Source organism: Sphingobium sp. TomMM35A, from assembly GCF_054771735.1.
Genome location: NZ_BSRC01000001.1, coordinates 413,676 through 428,251, shown reverse-complemented (window position 1 = coordinate 428,251; position 14,576 = coordinate 413,676). Strand labels below are relative to the sequence as shown.

The 14,576-nt window shown below is 61.3% G+C and carries 14 protein-coding genes and 2 pseudogenes; 14 read left to right on the top strand and 2 right to left on the bottom strand.

Annotation, left to right across the window (positions count from 1 at the left end; all coding sequences use genetic code 11):
- Window positions 1–355 precede the first annotated feature (355 nt).
- From ACYU8T_RS02240 to ACYU8T_RS02230, 3 genes are all read left to right on the top strand, one after another.
- Window positions 356–1,921 (top strand): aldehyde dehydrogenase (NADP(+)), encoded by a 1,566-nt coding sequence (locus tag ACYU8T_RS02240; protein ID WP_461158380.1) that lies wholly within the window; start codon window positions 356–358, stop codon window positions 1,919–1,921.
- On the top strand, window positions 1,918–2,895 hold the full coding sequence (araD1, locus tag ACYU8T_RS02235) for an AraD1 family protein (RefSeq protein ID WP_461158379.1): 978 nt from the start codon (window positions 1,918–1,920) through the stop codon (window positions 2,893–2,895). Before ACYU8T_RS02240 ends, araD1 begins: the two co-directional genes overlap by 4 nt.
- Window positions 2,896–3,206: 311 nt before the next feature.
- Entirely contained in the window at window positions 3,207–4,688 is a 1,482-nt protein-coding gene (locus ACYU8T_RS02230) for a hypothetical protein (RefSeq protein ID WP_461158378.1), read from the top strand.
- A 353-nt stretch (window positions 4,689–5,041) separates the two neighbouring features.
- Here ACYU8T_RS02230 and ACYU8T_RS02225 read toward each other — a convergent pair whose 3' ends face one another.
- A complete protein-coding gene (locus ACYU8T_RS02225) occupies window positions 5,042–5,257 on the bottom strand; it encodes a hypothetical protein (protein WP_461158377.1) in 216 nt (71 codons plus the stop codon).
- A 208-nt stretch (window positions 5,258–5,465) separates the two neighbouring features.
- Between ACYU8T_RS02225 and ACYU8T_RS02220 the strand changes: the two are divergent.
- A pseudogene (locus ACYU8T_RS02220) lies at window positions 5,466–5,979 on the top strand (helix-hairpin-helix domain-containing protein); the annotation flags it as partial.
- Between the two features lie 161 nt (window positions 5,980–6,140).
- Here ACYU8T_RS02220 and ACYU8T_RS02215 read toward each other — a convergent pair.
- Window positions 6,141–7,054, bottom strand: a pseudogene (locus ACYU8T_RS02215) (NAD(P)/FAD-dependent oxidoreductase).
- Between the two features lie 474 nt (window positions 7,055–7,528).
- Between ACYU8T_RS02215 and ACYU8T_RS02210 the strand changes: the two are divergent.
- From ACYU8T_RS02210 to ACYU8T_RS02165, 10 genes are all read left to right on the top strand, one after another.
- On the top strand, window positions 7,529–8,215 hold the full coding sequence (locus tag ACYU8T_RS02210; RefSeq protein WP_461158376.1) for a DUF72 domain-containing protein: 687 nt from the start codon (window positions 7,529–7,531) through the stop codon (window positions 8,213–8,215).
- An 81-nt stretch (window positions 8,216–8,296) separates the two neighbouring features.
- Window positions 8,297–8,653, top strand: a complete 357-nt coding sequence (locus tag ACYU8T_RS02205; protein ID WP_097093113.1) for a hypothetical protein — start codon at window positions 8,297–8,299, stop codon at window positions 8,651–8,653.
- Between the two features lie 306 nt (window positions 8,654–8,959).
- Window positions 8,960–9,745 carry an SIMPL domain-containing protein gene (locus tag ACYU8T_RS02200; RefSeq protein WP_196225602.1) on the top strand — a complete coding sequence of 262 codons (786 nt, stop codon included), beginning with the start codon at window positions 8,960–8,962 and terminating at the stop codon, window positions 9,743–9,745.
- Window positions 9,746–9,748: 3 nt separating this feature from the next.
- A complete protein-coding gene (locus tag ACYU8T_RS02195) occupies window positions 9,749–10,090 on the top strand; it encodes a hypothetical protein (RefSeq protein ID WP_461158375.1) in 342 nt (113 codons plus the stop codon).
- 56 nt (window positions 10,091–10,146) lie between these two features.
- Window positions 10,147–11,346, top strand: coding sequence for an META domain-containing protein (locus ACYU8T_RS02190; protein WP_461158374.1), 1,200 nt, complete (start codon window positions 10,147–10,149; stop codon window positions 11,344–11,346).
- A gap of 1,078 nt (window positions 11,347–12,424) precedes the next feature.
- On the top strand, window positions 12,425–12,643 hold the full coding sequence (locus ACYU8T_RS02185; protein ID WP_461158373.1) for a hypothetical protein: 219 nt from the start codon (window positions 12,425–12,427) through the stop codon (window positions 12,641–12,643).
- Between the two features lie 315 nt (window positions 12,644–12,958).
- Window positions 12,959–13,114 carry a hypothetical protein gene (locus ACYU8T_RS02180; RefSeq protein WP_176502362.1) on the top strand — a complete coding sequence of 52 codons (156 nt, stop codon included), beginning with the start codon at window positions 12,959–12,961 and terminating at the stop codon, window positions 13,112–13,114.
- Window positions 13,115–13,392: 278 nt separating this feature from the next.
- Complete coding sequence (locus tag ACYU8T_RS02175) at window positions 13,393–13,599, top strand: cold-shock protein (RefSeq protein WP_097093838.1); 207 nt, start codon at window positions 13,393–13,395, stop codon at window positions 13,597–13,599.
- A gap of 61 nt (window positions 13,600–13,660) precedes the next feature.
- Window positions 13,661–13,996: a DUF6481 family protein gene (locus ACYU8T_RS02170; RefSeq protein ID WP_461158372.1), complete on the top strand. Its 336-nt coding sequence runs from the start codon at window positions 13,661–13,663 to the stop codon at window positions 13,994–13,996.
- Window positions 13,997–14,350: 354 nt separating this feature from the next.
- On the top strand, window positions 14,351–14,572 hold the full coding sequence (locus ACYU8T_RS02165; protein WP_097093836.1) for a hypothetical protein: 222 nt from the start codon (window positions 14,351–14,353) through the stop codon (window positions 14,570–14,572).
- Window positions 14,573–14,576: the final 4 nt, after the last annotated feature.

The window sequence follows — 14,576 nt, the reverse complement described above, 5'->3', positions numbered from 1 at the left end:
TTGCATTTTGCGCAGATCGGCCGCGGCCTGCGTTCGCGCGATCTCTACCCCCTCGTCGTCGTTCATCCCGCCGGTGTGGGTCACTTCGACCTTCACCCTACCCGAGCGCCGCTTGCGGTTGATGTTTTACTTGTATGAGTATATCTGCCTTCATGAGTTTGGTAATGCTCGGCTTCGCCAATCAGACGAACGAGCCACACAGCTTAGCGAGCCCCATGATTTCCTTTGCCCAAGTTTCATCCTGCGGTGTCGCGCTCGGCTCGGAGAGATCGAAGAGACTCTGCACCCCCGTTGGTCGCAGGGGCAAAATGGCCCGCATAGTTCTGAAAATTTCGATGATCGGGAGTTTTCCTTCGTGATTGATGGCAGCATTTTAATTGGCAGAGAGGCACGTCAGCGGGCGCCCAAATTCACAGGGTTTGACGCGACGAATGGCGATGCCGGCCCACAATATTTCTCCACTGCGGGGAATGAAGATGTAGCAGACGCGTGCTTGCTAGCCGCAAGCGCGGCGGAAAGCTTTGCCACGCTCAGTCCAGAGGCTCGCGCCAGTTTTCTGGAAGCTGTCGCGTATGAGATTGAAGCCATTGGCGACGATCTGATCGCCAATGTCATGGTCGAAAGCGGATTGCCACGGCCCCGGCTTGAGGGCGAACGGACGCGCACGATAAACCAGTTGCGCCTTTTCGCGTCGGAAATCCGCGCCGGTCTCTGGCTCGACATCGCGATCGATCCTGCAATGCCTGACCGCACGCCTCCGCGGCCTGATCTGCGCCGCATGAATGTACCACTCGGCCCCGTGGCTGTTTTCGGCGCATCGAATTTCCCTCTCGCTTTTTCTGTTGCGGGGGGCGACACGGCTTCCGCCTTCGCAGCCGGGTGCCCCGTCGTCGTGAAGGGCCACCCGGCCCACCCCGCCACGGGCGAGCTGGTGGCGCGCGCGATCGGCCGTGCGGTCGCCGCCTGCGATCTGCATCCGGGCATTTTCTCCTACCTCCCAGGCGCGAGCAATGAACTGGGTAGCGCGCTGGTGGCCGATCCGCGCATCAAGGCAGTCGGCTTCACTGGATCGCGCGCGGGGGGACTGGCTCTTGCGGCCATCGCTGCAACACGGGAAGAACCCATTCCGGTTTATGCCGAAATGAGCGCCATCAACCCCGTCATCCTCATGCCCCATGCGCTGAACGCACGGGCGGAAGACCTGGCAAGGGACTTTGTGTCGTCGTTGACGCTTGGGGCTGGGCAGTTCTGCACCAACCCCGGTATCGTAATCGCCATGGACGGTCCGGACCTCGACCGCTTCCTCGCCGCTGCGACAGGCGCTGTGACAGCCGCTTCGCCTCAAGTGATGCTGACGGCCGGCATCCACCTCGCCTATACGAAGGGCGTCGCCGCATTGCGCGCCAATCCCAATGCAGATTTGCTCGCTGTCGGTCCCGCACATTCCACCTGCGGCAGCGCCGCCCTGTTTGCCGCCAGTGCGGAAGCTTTCGCCAGCGACGCCTCCCTGCGGGAGGAGGTGTTCGGTGCATCATCAGTGGTGGTCCGCTGCAAGGATATAGACGCGATGGCGCGAGCGATTGGAGGGCTGGAGGGGCAGCTGACGGCCACCATCCACCTCGACCCCGAAGATGAGGCAACCGCCTCCCGGATACTGCCCCTGCTCCAGGGAAAAGCCGGACGGATCCTTGCCAATGGATGGCCAACCGGCGTGGAAGTGACTTGGGCGATGGTTCATGGCGGGCCCTTTCCGGCAACCACAGACGGACGCTCCACCTCCGTCGGCACCCTGGCCATGGCGCGCTTCCTGCGGCCGGTCTGCTATCAGGACATTCCCGACGATCTGCTGCCTGTACCGGTGAAGCATGACAACCCATGGAAACTTCCTCGCCGGATCAATGGCGAAAGAGAGTCCGCATGATCCGTTCACTCATACAATATGCCGATGACGCCGGACGCGGCGTCGCCGCTCTGGACGCACAGGGCGACGCTCACCAGCTGGTGGGGGTCTCATCCATTCGCGACCTCGCTCTCGACGCTATCGAACGGCGCAAGACGCTGCTGGAGCGGGCCAATGCGTTGCGTGGGAGCCGAATTTCGCTGCAAGGCGTCAGACTTCTGGCCCCGATCGACCACCCGGATCCAGCGCATCTGCTGATCAGCGGGACTGGTCTCACCCATCTGGGTTCCGCCGAAGGCCGCGACAAAATGCACAAAGCGGCTGCCGCAGGGCATGCCACCGACAGCATGCGCATGTTCCTGATGGGCGAAGAGGGCGGCAAGCCCGGTGACGGCCAGGAAGGAGTGCAGCCGGAATGGTTCTACAAGGGCGACGGATCGATCCTCGTATCGCCGGGCGCGCCCCTCGCCATGCCGCACTTCGCCGGTGATGGAGGCGAGGAGCCTGAGATTGCAGGCATCTATTTAAACGGCCCGGACGGCACGCCCTTTCGTCTCGGCTTTGCCCTCGGCAATGAATTTTCAGATCATGTGACCGAAAGAGTCAATTATCTATGGCTCGCGCATAGCAAGCTACGGCAGGCGGCCTTGGGACCGGAATTGCTGCTGGGCGACTTGCCTGCCGATGTTCGTGGCGTCAGCCGCATCTTGCGAGATGGCGAAACCCTGTGGGAACGGCCGTTCCTGTCTGGTGAACGCAACATGTCGCACAGCATCCACAATCTTGAACATCACCATTTCAAATATGCGCAGTTCCGGCGGCCCGGCGACGTGCATGTGCATTTCTTCGGTACAGCCACCCTCTCCTTCACCGACAAGGTGCAGACGAAGGTCGGAGACTTGTTCGAAGTGGCTGCCGACTGTTTCAGCTTGCCGGTCCGCAATCCTTTGGTCCGGGCAGCGGACCAAGGGATTGCAAGGGTGAAGCCGCTGTAGGCGATCCGATGGCGCTGAACCGAGCGAACGAAAACCGGCGAGCGCCGCCAGCAGGTCAGGACCATGCGGAAGCCGCCTACCAGCATGGCGCGCTTCTTTCCGGTTGCGTTGCACAGCGCCTAGGTCGTCGCAGCCGAAGTCGATCTGCGCGGTGCGCCCGATATCCTGACGGCCGACAGAAAGCCGCCATTCTCGGCAGCGCCGAGGTATGGGACCAAGCACCTTTACTGTCTCCGCCCCTTCGTTACTTTCTTCTTTAAAGTCGGCAGAAACGTAGATCGCCGGTAATTATCATCCAAGAGGTTCGAGCAATGATAGACCGCCGTAATTTTCTGAACGCGGGAATATTGACGGCGGCCGGGGCGCTGATCGTCCCGGCGCGCGCTGCGGAAACTCCGGCGACCCTGTCGCTCTCACTCAATGGATCGGCGCAAGGACCGCTGGTGCCCCGCGACTTCGTCGGCCTGTCCTACGAGACGCAGCAGCTTGAAACGCCCGATTTCTTCAACGCGCGCAACCGCCCGCTGGTCCGCGCTTTCCGTGACCTGACGCCGGCTGGCATCCTGCGCATCGGTGGCAACACCAGCGAATTTTCCTGGTGGAAGGAGCGCCCCGGCGACACGCAGCCGCCGCGCATCGAACGGCCGATCAAGCCGGGCCAGCCGCGCCCTGACCTGAACTACGCCGTCACCCCAGCAGCCATCGATGCGCTCAAGGGCTTCCTGGATGCGACCGGATGGCGGTGCATTTATGGCCTTAACCTTGGCAATGGCGTGCCGCATGACATGGCGCGCGAGGCAGCCTATGTCCAACGGCGGCTTGGCAAGCGGCTGGTCGCGTTCGTCATCGGTAATGAAGTTGACGTGTTCAGCTCGCACCTGCGCGATCCCAAGACCTGGGGTCCCGACACTTATCTTGCCGAATGGCTCGCCGCTGCCCATGCGATCACGGCGGTCAGCCCGGATGCCCGCTTCATCCTGCCCGACGTCGCTTACAAGCTCGATTGGTTGCCTGCCATCGCCGACCGCTGGGCCTCGATCAAGAATCCGCCGCGGATCGAGGCATTGTCGCATCATTTCTACAAGGGCGGTCCCAATGATCCGCGGATCAAGCCCGACCGCCTCCTCCTGCGCTCGACTCGGGAGGCTCAGGAAGGCAAGCTGACCAGCGACGCCGCGCGCAAGATGGGCGTTGCCTACCGCATGACGGAAGGCAACACCGCCTACCACGGTGGCAAGCCGGGCGTGTCGGATAGCTATGTCGCCGCGCTCTGGGCCGCTGATTATATGCTCCAGCTCATGTCGCTGGGCTATTCCAGCGTGAACCTGCACGGCGGCGCTGGCCCTGCAGTTGCCAACTCGGTCGGCGGCCTTGCGGGCGAAAAGATGCTGCCCGACGCGCAGCCCCGCCCGCGCCCCTTCTACACGCCGATCGGCAATATGGACGGGCAAGTGCAGCCGCAGCCGGTCTATTGGGGCATGAAGTTTGCCGGGCTGTTCAGCGGCGCACGCATGCGGACCGTCCAGTTGGACGCGCAGGGCCTCAACGTCGTCGCTTATGCAGCCGACACGGCTCAGGGCACGCTGCTCGCTATCCTTAACAAGGAAGTCAGCACCGACGTCCGCCTGCCGCTGCCCCGCCACCAGAGCGTCGCCACGTTGAGCGGCCCGTCCCTCGACAGCCGTGAGGCCCGCCTGGACCTCACCTCCCGCAGCGTCCCTGCTGCTACCGTCGACATCGCGCGGTCATCGGCCACCATTTTCAGATTGAGCAAAGTCGTTGCGGCTGATTGATTGCCGCTTCGGATCCTGCCGGGGTTGGCGTCGCCAAACGCGGCAGGCCTGACGGCCACGCAGACCAGGTATTTCTAGGTGCTCGAAAGAGCTCGATGATAGAAGTAGCCTGGATGGGTTCCTGAACAGGGGTGGCAAGAACGTCTACCGTAAACGGCGTTCTGCGGAAGGTTGACGGCACTTCCGACACCCACGGTCAGTGCCCGATTCGGACAGGAGCGGTCATTCGCTGCGGCTGGCCCTAACGGCGGGTCTGTCCCAGACCCAGTCATAATTCGAGCGTCTACTTTCAGGCGCGGTGAAATTGCTGTCGAACAGCAAAAAGTGGCGCAGAGCCGTCAGCCTGCTTCACCTCACATCCCGATGCCAAGCCCGCGCCGGCTCCCCAGGTCGATGCCATGGTTGAACGCCAGTTCTGCCCCTAACCTGCGGCCGCTGTCGATGAAGATGCCGAGTTCTCGTTTGCGGTTGGCCAATATCGACTGCACCTGCGGATCCCGCTCTAGGGATGTCGTTATCAACCGCATGCTAACCTGATAGGTACGGCGCTTGTCATAATCGCCTTCCACATAGGCCCGCTCGGCAGCGCGGGAGTAACGGTTCCACCGCTCGACAAAGCGGTCGGCGCGAAGCTCCGGATTGGTGCGAACCGCTTTCTCGTCGAGGATGGCAGCGTGCGCCGCCTCAGTGTCGCCGCGCGCCGCTGAGGCTGGGAGGGCGGGGTTGCGCGCATAGGCTGCTTCGGCATCGAGCGCTGCCTTGGGCCGCAGATCGTTCAGCCATTTCTATGACAAGCTGGTAAACGGTATGGTGTCGCGGGCTACTTCAGGGATCTTGCCGAACGCACCTTCAAGCAGATCAAAGGCTTTGGCAGCTATGGTTTTCCCGAGAGTCATGCGGCGAGCTTTGCCAAGATCGCCTATGCCTCGTCCTGGATGAAGCATCATCCGATGTCTTCTGCACTGCGCTCCTGTACGCACAGCCGGTGGGCTTCCACGCCCCGGCACAGATTGTGCGCGATGCCCGGCAGCACGGCGTTTAGCTACTGCCAGTCTCGATCAACCATAGCCGTCGGGACGGTACGCTCGAGCCAGCGCGTGGGCGCACCAAGGCGGTGCGGCTGGGTTTTCGGCAGGTGCGGGGCCTTGCCAATCTCCATGGAGCGGCGATCGTGGGCGCACGCGGTCCAGCGTCGTTCGAGAGCGTCGAGGAGGTCTGGCGCCGCGCGCGCCCGCCGCGCGCCGCGATCGAGCAGCTGGCGGAAGCGGACGCCTTCGCGTGCATCGCGCAGGAAATAAGCGCTAGACAGTAAGGTGCCCCCGACGATGATCGCCACTCCCGCAAGCTCGACCATTTTCGCGAGGAAATCGATTGCCGCGTGAGTATGCTCCATCAGCGATACAAGTGCGGCAAAGACGAAGCTGTTACCTCGCGGCGGCCGGTTCGAGTTCGCTAGCGCAGCAGCGCACGTGTTTTCGCCAGATCATTCCTTATGGTCGTGGCGGCCACCCCACCCTCACCCATGGCATGGCTGATCTGATCCAGGCCCTTCGCAACATCGCCCGCAGCGTATAGGCCCGGGACGCTCGTGCGCTGGTGCTCGTCGACGATTAGGCAGCCGTCTTCTGTGCCATCTGCTCCCAGCATCATCGCCAGCTCCGATCGGGTCACCGAACCTAGAGCCGGATAAACGCTGTCATAGGCGACTGGGCCCTGCGGCGTCGGAACGATGATCTGGTCACCGTCTATGCAAAGCGGTTCACACGGACCATCACACATCTTCACGCCAGCCTCTTCAAGCCGACCACGCTGCTCGCCGGTCAGGGCGTGTTCGCCGTCGGGCGCGATCAATGTGACGTCAGCACTATACATCCGCAGGAACAGCGCCTCTTCCAGCCCGTGCCCTTTTGTACCGATGACTGCGATCTTGCGATCGGTCACCTCATAGCCGTCGCAAATCGGGCAGTAGCGCAGCAGTCCCCGTTCGAGAGCAACATCGTGGATTTCTGGCGCAATCGGTGGCCGATTGTTGACGACCCCGGTGGCCAGCAGGATGGTGCGCGCGGTTCGCTGTTCCTCCCCTATGGAGGCGACCAACAGACTGCCATCCTTGGACAGCTTCTCAACCAACATGTTGGTGACCTGGCCGCCAAATTCCGCCGCCTGTTCACGCATGCGCGCCAGCAGCTCCTTGCCAGAAATGCCACCCGGATAGCCGGCGTGATTGCGGGTGCGAGGAATCAGGGCAGCACGACTATGCCCCGCATCGATGATGCCGATTTTCAGGTGAAACCGCGTCAGGTAGATCGCGGCCGTGAGCCCCGCGGGGCAGCACCTATTATAAGACAGTCCAACTCCTCGGCCATCGTAAACCTATCCTCACAGATGATCTACACCGGCAGCACTTGTGCGAGGGAGAAGTTCCATTCTTCACATTGGCACCGTCGCCCACGCTCGGGGGCGGTGCCTGGTCTGCGGAACAGCATGACGCGCCGAGGGTTCGCAGGGGAAGCTTCCGCTCAGCAGCGAGCGGACGCCAACCGGGAGCATCGAACCACATGGATATTCAAGCAACTACGGACCCGTCCAACCGTCACGCCCGAAGGAAGGCTAAGGCGCTGGCCAGGGAGCCCAAGCACAGAAGATGCAATTGCGGCACGGCGGGCCATCAACAGCTAACGGACCGGCACGGCTCTCCCTCGAACGACGAGCCATCATAACTGACAGTAAGGCGCTTGGCGCCATCTCCCAAATCACTTGGCGTCGTCACAATGCAGACAATCAATATCGGCACGGCGGGATGGAGCATATCCCGCGCGTCGGCGGAAGCATTTTCGAGCGTGGGTTCCGGCCTGGATCGATATGCTTCCCGGTTGAAGGTCGTGGAGATCAACAGTTCTTTCCACCGCTCCCACCGGCCTTCAACGTGGGCGCGCTGGCGCGAGAGCTCGCCCGCAGATTTTCGTTTCTCGGTCAAACTGCCGAAGCGCATTACGCACGAACTCAAGCTTGTGGATTGTGCTGCTGCCCTCGACCAGTTTCTGGCACAGGCTCACATCTTGGAGGAAAAGCTGGCAGTGCTCCTTGTTCAGTTACCGCCCAAGCTCGAATTCGCCGCCGAGACCGCACACCGCTTCTTCAGCGACTTGAAGTCCAGAAGCCCGGCACTGGTTGCCTGCGAGCCGCGCCACCCAAGCTGGTTTCTGTCCGAAGCTGAAGCCCTGCTCGAACAACATGAAATTGCGCGCGTGGCCGCCGACCCTGCCATCTGCAGAGCGGCCGCTCGGCCAGGAGGATGGATTGGCCTCCGCTACTGGCGGCTGCACGGCTCTCCGGTCATGTACCGGTCCAGCTATGGCGACCGGGTGAGTTCCTACGCGGATCGGTTGCTCGCGCACGCCGAAGCGGACGGGCAGACTTGGTGCATCTTCGACAATACAGCGTCCCCGGCGGCAATCAGTGACGCCTTGGCCTTATCGAACGCCGTTGAAAAGATCGCCCGCGCCTCTCGCGGGGGCAGTGTGTGAATGACTTCTGGGCGGCCGCCGGAACTCTCCTCATCGTGAGCGCTTGATGGCCGAAGACTTGAATTCGAGAGGAGTCTGTTCATGCGCCTTGCGCCAATCCTGATCGCCTGCAATCTGCTGGTTGCGTGCGGGGGTAATGATGGTCCGACAGTGATCGACGGCAGCAGTCAGGCCGCCTTTGAAAGCAGCCTTGCAGCCGCCCGGCGCGATGTGGGACCTAAAGATCGTATCAAGCTGGAGGCAGCGATCCGTGAACATCAGGCCCGGATGTTCGCCAAGGCCGACAATCGGCAGGAATATGAAAGGCTGGTGCGGCAGGGCATGGACGGCCTGACAGCGCCGGCCATCGTCAGGCAGTTCAACAAGGATGTCGACCGCGTTAGCGGCAAGGCAGCAGACGCCGTATTCGATGCGAAGCGCGCGCTGAAGGATCTTTGAAGCGTCGCTTAGTCGACCCGACTACCAGCCGCTGCCGCCGAAGTTGATGACCCCCAACAGGGCGAGCAGGGTCAGCGAGAGGATCGCCGAGAGTAGCAGCGATCCGAGGCAGCCCAGCTTGCTAGAAAAAAGAAAGAACATCATCGCTCCCAGGTGCAACGAAGAAACAGGCCATCGGGGAGCTGTATTGCCACCTCCCGACCGTCGATCCCTGACCAACGCAGCGTCGATCATGAGGTTGCCCGGGATCCAGGAAACTGAAGCGGCGGCACGACGTTGCGCAATGATAATAAGGAGGAGAGGCTTATGAGATGGTTCGCTTTCCTGGTCGCGGTGACCGGCGCAACATCCGCCGTGCAGGCTCAGCTGCCCGCGGCCAGCCCGGTCCTGACGCCCGAGGAAACCTTGTTGGTCGTCAGTGGAGAAGGGCAAAGCCGCCGTATCCCTGATGTGGCGCTGTTTTCGGCGGGCGTCGTCACCCAAGGCAAGACGGGAGGAGAGGCGCTAGGCGCCAATGCGACCCGCATGAACGATGTCGTAAACGCCCTAAAACGCGCCGGTATCGCGGACCGCGACATTCAGACATCGGCGCTCTCACTACAGCCGCAATATTCCAATCCCGAGCAGGAGGCCCAGATCCGGGCAAGAATGACGCGCGAGCCCTATATCGCACCGGCCCAGCCCCAGGCGCCCCGGATCATCGGTTATGAGGCCCGCAACAATGTGCAAGTGCGGGTCCGGAAACTGGGGGAGATGGGGCGCATCATCGACACTTTGGTCCAGGCTGGCGCCAACCAGGTGGACGGTCCCTCCTTCACGCTGGATGAACCCAAGGGCGCGCTCGACGAAGCCCGGACAGAGGCGGTGCGCGAAGCGCGATCCCGCGCCGAGCTGTATGCGCGGGCAGCCGGCCTGCGCATATCCCGCATCCTTTCGATCAGCGAAGGAGGCGGCTATTATCCCCAGCCGATCGTCGTCACCGGGCGCATGGCGGGAGCACCGCCCGCTCCCCCGCCGCCGCCAAGCCCCGTCGCGCCGGGCGAGCTGATGCTCGGCGCGACCGTCTCCATCCAGTTTGCGCTTCGGCCATAGGGTGTGAGGCTTCCGATCTTCGTGGTCGTCGGCTTTGGAGCTCTCCTGCTTGCAGGTTTCTCCGCAGCGGTCCAGCGACACGGGCCCGATCAGGCGATCTTCTGCGCCCTGGGCAAGTCGAAGGAGGGGTTCGACATATATTGTCCCAAGCCGGTGTTGAATGCCGGGTGGCCGGCGCCTTATCTGTTCGACCGGCCTGGCATTTCGGTCGAGAACAGGATCGGCATCCCCGAGGACGATTTCCGCTTCTGGCCTTTCACCGCCAACACCGCCTTCTACTGGTTGCTCCTGGCCGGGATACGCAGGATATCGGGGCGGCCTCGGCTTCGGGGCGGTGACGGCTAGTGCACCGCGCCGCGCTGATATCCGGAGCCATTCCCGCCGCCGGCCGTTTCCGCGAAATGACGCGTCGATCATGCCTGGCCATCCTGCTAAGCGTCGCGGGCTGCACCTCACCCGTGACAGCGCCTGTGCCTCAGCGATCGTCTAACGCACCCGTCGCAGCAGGCGCAGAGGACGACGGCACCTATCTGAGGCGCATCGACCCGCTGGGCGGCCAGTGGCGTGTCGAACGGCTGGGGCAGCAAGACTTCACCCGGTTCAGCGGCTCGGTGAATTTCAGCGGCGGCGGATTCCTAAATCATGGCGCCGGCTGCGGCGGCGGATTTCCAGCATTTTACCGGATAGAGGAAAACCGCATTTCGATAACCCGGCTGGAGAAGGTGCAGGTCGGGAAGTGCGGATCCACCGCCACGCCAGCGCGCACCCTCGCTGCCGATAGTGAGCGTCGCCTCGCCTCATTCCTTGACGGGGTGGTCAGTTGGAGCCGCCCTGACGAACGCACGCTGCTTTTGACGGGCAGCCGCAGCGAAACCGCGCTACTCACGCGCCCGGTTGAGCCACATCCTGAGATCGCGGGACGATGGCTGATCGAAAGCATCGGCGGCAAGGCACTGGTCACGGAACGGCGGCCGCCGACACTGTCGATCTCAATGAACTCCATCGGTGCACACGCGGACTGCAACTCGATGGGAGGGACGTTCACCGTGCCGTCGCCAGGGCGGATCGTGGTGACCGGCCCCTTCGTCTCTACCTTGATTGGATGCTCAGCTGACGACGCTGCGGAAGACGCGCTCATGACTGCCGCTATCAGCGGCGCCACCGCGTTTCACATCCAGGATGACAGGCTCATATTCACCGGAGGCAGAGGCATGGTGGTCCGCCGCCCCCCGCCTCCCGACCGCAGGCTTGCAGGCGAATATGCCGCCTGTGGCGACACTCTGCTGGGCGCCTATCATGAAGGGCCAATCACCGTAGTAATCGACAGCAACACGATGGTCGATAATGCGGGCTGTTCCGTACACTACACCACCAATGGCCCGCGGATTTCGCTCACATTGCAGAACCAATCGGCTTGCGCCTCTAACGCACCTCTTTTTGTACCGGGGCAGCCAGTGGCCGTTGGCGGCGCGATTTCACCCCTGGCGACGGTGCGCCCTGACGGCTTTGGATTTGATGAGCAGGGTCGACTGATACTGAGGACGAACCGAGGTCTGCTGAAAATGTGCCGCAAAGGGTCCCCGCTCCCGATGGGCGGCTGACGGTGAACGCGAAGATGCAACTCCCGCTAGCCCGGCGGAGACTGGCCGTGAACTGCATTGTCGTTGCGCCCTGAAGAGCAGCTTTGATAGACAATCGTGCCAGCTGTTCACGGTTGTGGCGCTGTGCGCTGGAATGGCCTGCACTGACGGAGGGCGTCAGGATCAACGAAGGTCGGCGGACGGGCGGATCACCTACGACTATAAGTTTGTTCTTCCAGATAAATTCAAGCGCACAAGGTCGACGGGATCGATAGCAAGGTGGAAGAATGGCAATCGCCCGATGCTATAATTATCACAGACTTTGGATTTTATAGCTCACCGCCCACATGCAATTTAGCAGGCCAAGGGTGTAGCGTTTCTAAGGAGAAGATCGCAGGAAGATCCTCTCTGGTCGGGCGGTACAGCTATTTACCCGGCCATCCCAACTATGAGCAGAGGCCTTTCAAATACCACGTCCACATTCCCCTGACCGAAGCGAGTGATGGCCGTCTCAATGTGTTCGCATGGTGTGACAGCGAGCCGGCTTGCGAGGAAGCGCTCTCCGCTATCCGGAAAGTCCGCATTTTGCATGGGAAGCGGCATCGCGTCGATTTAGTTCAGCCGGGCGCTCCGCCTGCGCCAGCACCCGCTGTTGCGCATGAATAGGGAAAGCATACACATCGCGATGCGTTGACTGACAGGGCCAGCATTCTTGCATCACCGCTAGCACCGGAGGTAAAAGCATCAGATACGGCAACAAATCGAGGGTATACCGGTCCGCGGTGAGAAATCTCTCGGCAATGGCCGCACTTCGCGAGGTAGGGAAGCACCAGCTAAAGACAAACTGGACGCAATATGTCGGTGCCGATCAGCGATCCCTTAGAACATGTGGTTCTGTTACAAGCCACGAGCAGGAATGTCGTGCCGCAAGTGGAATATCAGGGCACTTCACGAAAGGACACTTCTCTCGATTTTTTTGGAACCACGCCAAGGTTGTATGATTGTCGATCAAGACTATATGGAAGTCATCAAGTGCATAGCAACGTAGGCGCTCTTGACTGAGAGACCATCGCGCTCCCGCTTACCCAGGGAGTGACACATGGATCTCAATCAGCTTTATTTCGATCATCAGATTTTGCTGATGCACGCCGCCGACGCGATCAGTGAGCCGGCACGCCGCAAGCATCTGGCCGCCGCGGGCACTATCGGTGATCAGATCTTCGACTTGCTTTCCTCGAAAAGGGCCGATGCATCGCTGAGTTGGCTGCCTTGGACGGATAGGTCTTGCCAGGCCGCAGACTTGGTCGTGTCGGCATGACAGCGGACACGACCGCCCCGGCCCGCCCACGAAGGCGAGCGTTCATTAGCCGCGATCCACGGATTTCTCCTGACCAGGCGAGGCGGCAGGGGTTGATCACCCATCTTGCATTCGTCCTTCTGGGGCAGGAGGAAGCAATCCGCTTTCTAAACACCCACAATGCCTCGTTGGGCGCCCGGCCCCTCGATTTGGCGATCGCCGATCCAGAGGGGTATTCAAGGGTGGAAAATGCGGTCCAACTGCTTGCCCGACCCGCAGTCGGCGGGCGGCAGTAATCTTGCTCGTCAACCCGTACTCACCAGGATTGGACAGAAGATGACAGTTGTCCCGGCAGACGAAACGGAACTCATGGATCGCTATGGCATCATCAAGGTGCCGGCATATCGCTACCATTATCGTGACTGGCGATATTCGACCTTGAACGATGCGCTTGCTCAAGCCAAGCGCGATGAGGCGGCGCGCTCGAAGTGAGCAGCGCGCTGCGGCATTTGGTCGTGGCACAGATGCGATCCCAGTACGAAATCGAAGGAAACAGAGCAGGAGTTACCGGCAGCTGGGGAAATTGTCGCTCGATCAGCCCAGATCAGTTTTTGCATTTCCGTCGATTTGTGCTATTGACGCCTCGCTGAACGTCGCGCTTCGACGGATATCGGGCCGCTTCGGCTCTCCCTTGTCCCACATTTGCCTCTTGAAGCCGGGATGCCCGCATTGTCGCGGGCACCCATGAAACTTGGACAAGGAGCTCCAACATGATCATCGGAACAGTCAAATTCTTCAATGCCGACAAAGGCTATGGCTTCATCGCGCCGGAAAGCGGCGGCGGCGACGCCTTCGTGCACATAACTGCGGTTGAACGCGCGGGCATGCGTACGCTCGAGAAGGATCAGCGCGTGTCTTACACGCTGGAAACGGATCAGCGCGGCAAGGCATCGGCAACCAACCTTCAGCCTGCCTGAAGGAGGGTCGGGCGGCTTCGGCCGCCCCCAGCGCGAAATTGAAACAGGACTTTGCCTCTTAATGAAAAGATATAAGGAACCGCACTTCCAGGAGCGCATAGCCGCTGCGGCCAGCGCCCGGACAGAGGTTCTCGAACAACTACGGACGAAAGTGCCCGTGGTTCGGGCCGTTACCCTCGACCAAGCAGAACGCCGTCTGGCAAAGGAAGCTGCGGCAAGGGAGAAGCGCCAGCAGGCTCTGCTCGCGGCGAAAGAACAAAAAGCTGCCAGACGTGCGCAGGCCAACGAAATGGCCGCGGCGAAGGCGCCCAATCAAAAGCCGGAACTCAGTGAGGCTGAACGCAAGTCAGCCCGTGATGCGCGATATCTCGCGCGCAAGAAGCGGCTATCGTCTTGAGCGGGATGCTGCAAAGCCCTTTGGCTGGTGCGGCACCCTTGCAGATACAACCCCATGTCCATCGCCGCCATCGTCGCAAGCGCCTGATTAAAGGCCGTGCGGTGCAGCGAGGAACAAATATAAAAATGCGGCTCGCGCCGCGAGGACCATCTATGAATATATTTTCCAAACCCGATAAACGCGCAACCCGTTCCTCCTCCTTGCGAAGGCCCGAGGCGCGCCTCCCTGCCTTCAACCGCCCGACGACCTTGTCGAGCAGTGAATTGAAGCGCGTTGTCATAGCGATGGTGGGCTAACTTCATCCTCGGCAGAGTATTCGCCCTGCGATCAACCAAGTTACAGTGAGGAATCTCCATGAGCCGAGAAGCAATCCGTCCCTATCTAATCTCCAAGGATGATGATGGGAATTTCCGGCTCACGGTGCGTGAGACCCGGTACAATTCCCAAGGCTATCCGCTGGTCACATCGCATATGCAGGAGGAGACATTCAAATCCGTGGCCGCAGTCCGTACCTTCGCTCGCGACGTGTTCAAGGCCGAACCTGGCCAATATGATCAGACGAAGTCGCGGTCGTAACGCG

Bases quoted from the DNA above. Each gene is read 5' to 3' on its own strand.
- ACYU8T_RS02200 (WP_196225602.1), top strand. From the start codon at position 8,960: ATGAGATGGTTCGCTTTCCTGGTCGCGGTGACCGGCGCAACATCCGCC.
- ACYU8T_RS02230 (WP_461158378.1), top strand. From the start codon at position 3,207: ATGATAGACCGCCGTAATTTTCTGAACGCGGGAATATTGACGGCGGCC.
- ACYU8T_RS02185 (WP_461158373.1), top strand. From the start codon at position 12,425: ATGGATCTCAATCAGCTTTATTTCGATCATCAGATTTTGCTGATGCAC.
- ACYU8T_RS02165 (WP_097093836.1), top strand. From the start codon at position 14,351: ATGAGCCGAGAAGCAATCCGTCCCTATCTAATCTCCAAGGATGATGAT.
- araD1 (WP_461158379.1), top strand. From the start codon at position 1,918: ATGATCCGTTCACTCATACAATATGCCGATGACGCCGGACGCGGCGTC.
- ACYU8T_RS02205 (WP_097093113.1), top strand. From the start codon at position 8,297: ATGCGCCTTGCGCCAATCCTGATCGCCTGCAATCTGCTGGTTGCGTGC.
- ACYU8T_RS02190 (WP_461158374.1), top strand. From the start codon at position 10,147: ATGACGCGTCGATCATGCCTGGCCATCCTGCTAAGCGTCGCGGGCTGC.
- ACYU8T_RS02175 (WP_097093838.1), top strand. From the start codon at position 13,393: ATGATCATCGGAACAGTCAAATTCTTCAATGCCGACAAAGGCTATGGC.
- ACYU8T_RS02180 (WP_176502362.1), top strand. From the start codon at position 12,959: ATGACAGTTGTCCCGGCAGACGAAACGGAACTCATGGATCGCTATGGC.
- ACYU8T_RS02170 (WP_461158372.1), top strand. From the start codon at position 13,661: ATGAAAAGATATAAGGAACCGCACTTCCAGGAGCGCATAGCCGCTGCG.